We start from the raw sequence: 7,797 nt of genomic DNA on the forward strand, positions 1-7,797 counted from the left end.
GGCTGGCCCGGCCCCGACCTCCGCGCCCGCTACGAGGTCTTCGAGTCGGACTTCGAGGACCTCCTCACCACCCACGTCCTCACCTAGCGCGCCGGGACACCCGGTGCCAGACGACCGCCAGCGGGGCCCCGGCGGCGACGGCGGCGGCGCCCGTGAGCGCGATCGTGGCGGCGGCGCCGATGCGATCGGCGACGACACCGCCGGCCAGCACCCCGACCCCCTGGACGGCGGTGACCGCCGGCGCCGCCAGGCCGAGCGCCTGACCGCGCCGGTGGGCGGGCACGGCGCGGACGAACTCCGCCTGCGCGATCACCTGGTAGGCCGCGGCGACGCCGGTGAGGGTGAGCAGGGCCATGGAGCCGGCCACGCCCGGACGCAGCGCGCAGGCGGTCAGCGGCAGCCCGGCGAGCGCCGCCAGCGGCCCCAGCAACCTGACCTGCGTCTCGCGCCGGGACAGCCGGCCGATCAGGAGCATGCCGGCGACGTTGCCCGCGGGGATGGCCGCGAGCAGCAGGCCGACCGACCGCGTCGGCAGGTGGATCTGGGCCGCGTACGGGACGGCGAGGCCCGCCGGGACGACGAAGAACGCGGCGAGCAGGGCGAGGGCGAGCACCGAGCGGAGCAGCGGCGAGCCTGCTATCAGCCGGAACGCCGCGGCGACGTCGTCGCTCCAGCGCGTCGCCGTCCGGTCGCCGGCGGCGGGACGCCTCCGCAGGCGGGTGCGCAAGATCAGTGCGCCGCAGGCGAACGTCGCCGCGTTGACCGCCAGCGCCGGATGCGCGCCGATCAGCGCCACCACCATGCCGCCCGCACCGAAGCCCGCCAGCAGGGTCACCTGGTAGGAGAGTTGGTTGGTCGCCACTCCCAGCGTGTACAGCTCGCCGGGCAGCAGGTCGCGGACGAGCGCGGTGCGCGCGGCCCGGTCCGGTCCGTCCAGCAGGGCGACCGCGAACACCAGCGCGTAGTCCGCGGTCAACGGCATCGCGGGCAGCGCCATCGCGGCGGCCGGCGCGGCGCGCGCCAGGTTGCAGGCGATGAGCAGGTCGCGTCGCGGGCACCGGTCGGCGAGCCCGCCCAGCAACGGCCCGCCCAGCAGTGCCGGAAGCAGGGTGAGCGCATAGGCCAGCGCGGTGAGGAACGGCGAGCCGCTGTCGCGGAAGACCAGCAGCGCCAGGGCCACCCGCGCGAGCTGGTCCCCCAGGTTGGAGATCAGCCCGGCAGCCCACAGCGCCCGGAACTCACCGACCCGGAACAGTTCGGCGAATGTCGCGGCCCGATCCGTTCGCACGTTTATAGAGCCTTTGATTTTTTCTCTTCACGCAGCCGGACGCGCGGGCGCGACGGGTACGCCCCGCCCGCGCGCCCCGGCATTTCGCAGCGGCACCGGCCGGTAGCGCCGGTCACGTACTCGGGGTCAATCATCCCCAGCCACTGTCACCCACGGCTACCTCCCATCATCGGTCCGGCCGCGCAATGGACCGCGCAGCATTCAGCCCGATCGTGCCTTTGTTTCGAGTTGCCCGGTGCTGTCTGCGGCGAGCCGGCGACGCATGGACAAGAACTGTGAATGCTGCGTCAAGGTCCGCGCCGCAAAAGCGGGTCTCAGGTGCAGAGGGTGCGGGCGGCGGTCGCGGTGAGGGCTTCGGCCACGGCTTCGCACGGCCTGCCACGGGCGGTGTAGAGGTGGTCGAAGCTGTCGAAGCTCGTCAGGAGGCACAGGACGTCAGTGGCCTCGGCGTGGCTCACGTCGGTACGCAGGACGTTCTGGTCGGCGAGCCGCTGGGCCACGTGCGCCATGCCCTGCGAGCGGCGCTGCTCCAGACGCTGGACGGCGCCTCCGACCGCGGTGGCGTCCAGCATCGCCATCGAGTGCAGGACGCGCAGGATGTCGCGGTGCGTCGCGTACATGGCGACGACACCGTGAACGCCGCCGCGCAGGGCTTCGCGGGCGTCCGGGTGCGCGGACGCGCGGAGCATGTCCTGGAAGCCGCCGCGGTCGAGAAGATCGGCGCCGACCGCTTCGAAGAGACCGGCCCGCGACCCGAACACCTGGTAGACGGTCGGCCGCGCCACGCGGGCGCTGCGCGCGATCCCGTCGATGCTGACCGGTTCCGACGGCGCCTCGCGCAGCCGCTCGTAGACGGCGTCCAGGATCCGGCGCCGCGTCTCCTGGGCCGCCTCCGCGCGCAGGCGCTGCTCGTACTTGCGGACCATGCCGCCAACCTAGCATTCGGCTTGACAGACCGTATTTCAGAATACAGAGTGTCAGCCATGCAGGTGATGATCCGGAGCAAGGTCAGGCCCGAGCACGTGGAGCGCAGCCTGGTGCTGCTGCGGGAGGTCTACGCGGAGCTGGAGAAGGTGCGGCCGGAGGGGCTGCGGTACGCGTCCTACCAGCTGGACGACAAGGTCACCTTCGTGGCGTTCGCGGAAATGGACGGCCCCGAGGTACTGCGCCCGCTGCCGGCGTTCCAGCGCTACCGCGCAGCCCTCGACGACTGCTGCGACGAGCCACCCCAGCTGACGATGCTGGACGAAGTCGGTTCCTACGGCTTCCGTTGAACGCTCAGCCTGTTGCGCGGGTTGGGGTCATGGGCGCAGCAGCTTCTCCATCTCGGCGCGGACCCGGCCTGCGATCTCGACCGGGCGGCGAGCGTGGCGGTCGACGAAAACGTGCACGAAGTGGCCTTCGGCTATGAGCACGTCGTCGGACGCGCGGAACATACCGATCTCCCAGCGCACGCTGGAGCGGCCAAGCTTGCCGACGCGGAGCCCGACTCTGATCGCGTCCGGGAACGACACCTCGGCCTTGTACGCGCAGTGCGACTCGACGCAGAGCCCGATGGCCTCGGAGGACGCGGGGTCGAAACCGGCGGTCCGGATCATCCACTCGTTGATGACGGTGTCCATCAGCGAGTAGTGGACGACGTTGTTGACGTGCCCGTAGACGTCGTTGTCCTTCCACCGCGTCGGGACGTTCTCCCAGTGCACGTACTCGCCGGTCATGGGAAGCAGACTATGGGAAGCGGCGTTCACCAGGCCGCGAGGAAAGGTTCTGAGCACGATCCCGGCCAGGTGAACGCCGCCCCCGAGCGGCGCCCGCGAACGGGCGCCGCCGTCTCTCAGGAGGCGCGGGCCGCGTCGAAGCGCGCCTTCACGTCCGTCCAGTTCACCAGCGACCAGAGCTTCTCGACGTAGTCCGGCCGCACGTTGCGGTACTGCAGGTAGTAGGCGTGCTCCCAGGCGTCGAAGACCAGCAGCGGCGTCGTGTTCATGCCGACGTTGCCGTGGTGGTCGTAGACCTGTTCGACGACGAGGCGCTTGCCGAGCGGCTCCCATGCGAGCACGCCCCAGCCGGACCCCTGCACGCTGGAGGTCGCCGTCGTGAGCTGCTTCTGGAACGCCTCGAACGTCCCGAAGTGCTCGTTGACGGCCGAGGCCAGCTCGCCGTCCGGACGGTCGCCGCCGTCCGGCGACAGGTTGTCCCAGAAGATCGAGTGCAGGACGTGCCCGGACAGGTTGAACGCGAACGTCTTCTCCAGGCCGACCAGCCCGCCGAACTGCTCCTTGTCCCTCGCCTCGGCGAGCTTCTCCAGCGTGTCGTTGGCGCCCTTCACGTAGGCGGCGTGGTGCTTGGAGTGGTGCAGCTCCAGGATCTCGCCGGTGATCGCCGGCTCCAGGGCGGCGTAGTCGTAGGGCAGGTCGGGAAGCGCGTAGTCAGCCATACGGCCACTATTGCAAACGACTTGCAGTTACGTCCAGCAAGCAACAAGAGAACCCGCCCCCCGGGAGGAGGGACGGGTTCCGATGATCAGTAGCGCCGCCCGCCTCCGCGTCCGCGCGTGAGAAGCCGGCGGATCCTGGCCTGGTTGCGCGGGTCCCGGGCCATCCGCTCCGCACGCGCCCGCGCCTTCTGCCCTTGCGGACTGCGTGCGAACCGTTTGATCCGGTCGATGAGAGAAGCCATGTTCTTCCTCCTCGGCCTAGCCTTGACAGTTCAACGCCTGCCCACTCACAAAGGTTCGGAACGTCCCGCGGCCGCACGGTCACCCCCGCAGGGCCACAACCCCGGCCGTGGTCCGGACGTACAACACGCCCTCACCTGGCACGATCACCTGGCCGTCCTCCTCGTAGGCGCACTCCTCGTCGAAGTACCCCATCTCCTCCTTGTCGAGGATCCGCTCACCCAGGTCGGCTTCCCACCGGAGGTCCCCGGACACGGCGTCGAGCGCGAGCACGCGCCCCTCGCGCACGGCCATGTACACGAGCCCGCCCGCGAGCACGGGACTTCCCGCACCGGTACCGGGCAGCGGACGCGTCCACCGCACGACCCGCTCGGCGATGTCGATGGCGGTGACGGCCTGGGCGAACGAGGGCTCGCCATGCCCGCCATCGCCCGGTTCGTTCAGGGCGACGAACAGCGTCCCGTCCGCGACCGCCACCGCGCCCGCGGGGGTCTCCGGCAGCCGGTGGATCCAGCGCACCGCCCCGTCCAGCGGGTCCCGGCCGGTGATCGCCCCATCGAACGGGGGCTCCTCCCCCGAGCGCCACCGGTCGACGGGCAGCCACACCAGCCCCTCCGCGACCGCGGCGTGGACGGCCTTCGACACGTCCCACCCGGCCGGCTCCGCGAGGTCCTCCTCATCCGTGTCGAAGCCGGTGGCATCACCGGTCAGCGGATCCACGCGCATCACGCCGCCGTGGGTCCTGTTGCCCTCGAAGCCGCCCGTCAGGTAGACGGCGCCGCCGGGGCCGACCGCCGGGACGGTCTGGACGCGTCCGCCCGCCTCCTTCGCGTGCCAGCACGGCGTCAGGTCCGGAAGGCCGAACGCCCGGACCCCGTCGTTGAGGCCGTACAGCAGCAGGGTGTCGCCGACGACGGCCGGATACCCGCCTCCCGGAAGCGTCTCGACAAGCGTGCCCGTCGCGAGGTCGTGAACCCGCACCTCCCCGTCGGCGTTCTCGTCGTACTCGAAGTGGCCGTCCTCGATCTCCGCGACGAACACTCGGTCTCGCCACACCGCGACCGCCATGGTGATCGGGTCCAGCCACTCGCCGTCCTCGTCCTGGACCAGGAGTTCCTCGTCGTCCTCCTCCGCGGGCACGCGCCAGCGGACCTCACCCGTGCCCGCGTCGAACGCGTACACGGTGCCGGCCATGTCCGCGACGACCAGCGCGTCACCGGCGAGCAGCGGAGGGCAGAGCACCGGCGCCGCCGTCCGCGCGACCCACGCCACCCGCGCCGGGCCCGGAACCCCGGACGCCCGGTACGCGCCGCTCAGCCCGTCGTCCCCGTAGTGCGCCACGACCATGCCGTCTCCTCATGTCCGCGAGAAAACGATCACGCTAGCCCTTCGGCGGCGGGGGCTGGGCGGCCAGCTTGTCGAGGGCGGCGCGTGAGGGGCCGTCCTCGGGGGCCGTCAGGGTGATGAACTGGTGGTCGGGCGTTCCCGGCAGGACCATGCCGATGTAGTCGAGGCTGATCCGGCCGACCACCGGGTGGCGGTACTCCTTGCGGCCCATTCCCGGGCCCTTGACGTCCTGCCGGTCCCACCAGGCGCCGAACCACGGGCTCCGGGACAGCTCGCCGATGAGCGCCTCGGTCGCGGGGTCGCCCGGGCCGCGGCCGGTGGCGGTGCGCAGCTGCGCCAGGCCGTGCCGGGCCACCTCCTCCCACTCCACGTAGAACGCGCGGGCGCGCGGGTCGGCGAGCACGTACCTCAGCATGTTGCGGCGCGACGGGGGCAGCTCCGCCAGGTCCTGGAAGAGCACCGCCGCCGCCCGGTTCCAGGCCAGCACGTCCAGCCGTCCGTTGATCACATAGGCCGGGACGGGGTCGATCTCGTCCAGCAGCCGCCGCACGTTGGCGTGCACCGGGCCGTCCGGCGGGAGGGGCGCGGGGGCGTGCGGCGGCGAGGGCAGGGACAGCGCCAGCCGGTACAGGTGGTCGCGCTCGTCGTCGTTCAGGACGAGCGCCTGGGCGAGCCCGTCCAGCACGGACGGCGAGGGCCGGATGCCGCGGCCCTGCTCCAGCCGCATGTAGTAGTCCGGGCTGATCCCGGCCAGCTGCGCCACCTCCGCGCGCCGCAGGCCGGGGGCGCGCCGGCGCCCGCCGCCGGGCAGGCCCACCGACGAGGGCTTGATGCGGTCACGCCGGGAGCGCAGGAAGTCCGCCATCTCGCGTGTCGCCATGCCCCAAGTGTGCCCGTTTGCCTAGCCCTCCGGTGCCTAGCCACGGGCGGGCACTGGTTGGCTCGGTGGGCCCCGGGCAAGGTGGAAGCACATCTACGAGCGACAAGAGGTGACTTTCAGTGCGTTACCGCACCCTTGGAACGGCCGGGCCGCAGGTGTCCGTGGTGGGATTCGGCGCGATGACCCTGGCGCCGGTCTACGGCGGTGTCGACGAAGGCGATGCCGCCGACACCCTCCTGGCCGCGCTGGACGCCGGTGTCACGTTCGTCGACACCGCCGACATCTACGGCATGGGGAGCAGCGAGGACCTGATCGGCCGGATGCTGGAGAAGCGCCGCGACGAGTTCGTCCTGGCGACCAAGTTCGGCGGGAACCAGGACGAGCAGGGGATCCTCGTCCCGGGGATGGGCCGACCGGAGTACGTCAGGCGCGCGCTGGACGCCAGCCTGTCCCGGCTCCGGACCGACCATGTGGACCTGTACTACCTGCACCGGCTCGACCCCACGACCCCGATCGAGGAGACGGCCGGGGTGCTCGGCGAGCTGGTCGAGGCAGGGAAGATCGGCGGGTACGGGCTGTCGGAGGTGTCCGCGCGGACGCTGCGGCGCGCGCATGCCGTCCACCCGGTGACCGCGTTGCAGACCGAGTACTCGCCGCTCCAGCGGGGCCCCGAGGCGGAACTGGTCCCGGCTTGCGCGGAGCTGGGCGTCACGTTCGTCGCCTACAGCCCGCTCGGCCGCGGGCTCCTCGGCGGCCAGGTCCGCGCCGCGGGCGACCTGGAGGCGGGTGACTGGCGGCGGAACAACCCGCGCTTCCAGGGCGGCAACCTGGAGCGCAACGTCTCCCTCGCCGACCGGCTGGCCACGCTCGCCGCCGAGCAGGACGTCACGACGGCGCAGCTCGTGCTGGCCTGGCTGATCGACCGCGGTGTCCTGCCGATCCCGGGGACCCGCAAGGCCGCCAACGCCCGCGCCAACGCCGAAGCGGGCGACCTCGCGCTGGACGCGTCGGTCTTCGCGCGGCTGGAAGAGATCGTCCCGCCGGACGCGGCCGCGGGCGCCCAGGGCAACGAGGCCTACCTGGCCAACCTCGACACCGCCTGACCCCGCACCGGACGACGGCCCGTCCCGGCGCGGGGCGGGCCGTCAGCGGCGGGAGCCGCCGCGGAGGCGGGCGAGCAGATTGCGGGCCTTCTCCTGGTTGCGCGGATCGTTCACGAACTGCTCCGCCTTCGCGCGGGCCTTCTGCGCCTGCGGGCTGTGGGCCAGCTGCTCGGCCTTGGCGCGGGCCTTCTGGCCCTGCGGGCTGTGCGCGAACTGCTCCGCCTTGGCACGGGCCTTCTGCGCCTGCGGGCTCGCCGCGAGATGCTCGGCCTTCGCCCGGGCCTTCTGCCCCTGCGGGCCCCGGACCATTCTCATGATCCGGTCGATGAGAGAAGCCACGTTGTTCCTCCTCGGCCTAGCTTCTCCCATGTCAACGACCGTCAGTCCCCGAAAGTTCAGCGCGCGGTCACCTCGTCGAGGTCGGCGATCACTTCGGAGGCCGTCACCGGGTCCAGTTCGCCGAAGCGGTGCGGCGCGCCCTGGGGGGACGGGTGGGCGAATC

At 71.9% G+C, this 7,797-nt stretch carries 10 protein-coding genes; 2 read left to right on the forward strand and 8 right to left on the reverse strand.

Translation table 11 applies throughout. The features are described from left to right. Positions 1-79: 79 nt before the first annotated feature. Both E1293_RS41555 and E1293_RS41560 read right to left on the reverse strand, forming a co-directional pair. On the reverse strand, positions 80-1,288 hold the full coding sequence (locus E1293_RS41555; protein ID WP_165978639.1) for an MFS transporter: 1,209 nt from the start codon (positions 1,286-1,288) through the stop codon (positions 80-82). 314 nt (positions 1,289-1,602) lie between these two features. Beyond that, on the reverse strand, positions 1,603-2,214 hold the full coding sequence (locus E1293_RS41560; protein ID WP_165978640.1) for a TetR/AcrR family transcriptional regulator: 612 nt from the start codon (positions 2,212-2,214) through the stop codon (positions 1,603-1,605). 57 nt (positions 2,215-2,271) lie between these two features. On the opposite strand from E1293_RS41560, the gene E1293_RS41565 reads away from it, so the two are divergent. Then, positions 2,272-2,562 (forward strand): hypothetical protein, encoded by a 291-nt coding sequence (locus E1293_RS41565; protein WP_132204754.1) that lies wholly within the window; start codon positions 2,272-2,274, stop codon positions 2,560-2,562. Between the two features lie 27 nt (positions 2,563-2,589). Here E1293_RS41565 and E1293_RS41570 read toward each other — a convergent pair whose 3' ends face one another. From E1293_RS41570 to E1293_RS41585, 5 genes are all read right to left on the reverse strand, one after another. Then, positions 2,590-3,006, reverse strand: coding sequence for an acyl-CoA thioesterase (locus E1293_RS41570; RefSeq protein ID WP_132204756.1), 417 nt, complete (start codon positions 3,004-3,006; stop codon positions 2,590-2,592). 116 nt (positions 3,007-3,122) lie between these two features. After that, complete coding sequence (locus tag E1293_RS41575; protein ID WP_132204758.1) at positions 3,123-3,725, reverse strand: superoxide dismutase; 603 nt, start codon at positions 3,723-3,725, stop codon at positions 3,123-3,125. An 86-nt stretch (positions 3,726-3,811) separates the two neighbouring features. Continuing rightward, complete coding sequence (locus E1293_RS48145) at positions 3,812-3,967, reverse strand: hypothetical protein (protein ID WP_165978641.1); 156 nt, start codon at positions 3,965-3,967, stop codon at positions 3,812-3,814. Positions 3,968-4,046: 79 nt separating this feature from the next. Next, on the reverse strand, positions 4,047-5,312 hold the full coding sequence (locus E1293_RS41580; protein ID WP_132204760.1) for an outer membrane protein assembly factor BamB family protein: 1,266 nt from the start codon (positions 5,310-5,312) through the stop codon (positions 4,047-4,049). A gap of 34 nt (positions 5,313-5,346) precedes the next feature. Next, the gene (locus E1293_RS41585; RefSeq protein ID WP_132204762.1) at positions 5,347-6,192 is read right to left on the reverse strand and encodes a helix-turn-helix transcriptional regulator; all 846 of its coding nucleotides are present in this window, start codon (positions 6,190-6,192) and stop codon (positions 5,347-5,349) included. 119 nt (positions 6,193-6,311) lie between these two features. Between E1293_RS41585 and E1293_RS41590 the strand changes: the two genes are divergently transcribed. Beyond that, positions 6,312-7,295, forward strand: coding sequence for an aldo/keto reductase (locus E1293_RS41590; RefSeq protein ID WP_132204764.1), 984 nt, complete (start codon positions 6,312-6,314; stop codon positions 7,293-7,295). Between the two features lie 42 nt (positions 7,296-7,337). Here the strand turns inward: E1293_RS41590 and E1293_RS41595 are convergent, their stop codons facing one another. Beyond that, positions 7,338-7,634, reverse strand: coding sequence for a hypothetical protein (locus tag E1293_RS41595; RefSeq protein ID WP_132204766.1), 297 nt, complete (start codon positions 7,632-7,634; stop codon positions 7,338-7,340). Between the last annotated feature and the right edge of the window lie 163 nt (positions 7,635-7,797).

The sequence above is a fragment of the Actinomadura darangshiensis genome, assembly GCF_004349235.1.
Classification (GTDB): domain Bacteria; phylum Actinomycetota; class Actinomycetes; order Streptosporangiales; family Streptosporangiaceae; genus Spirillospora; species Spirillospora darangshiensis.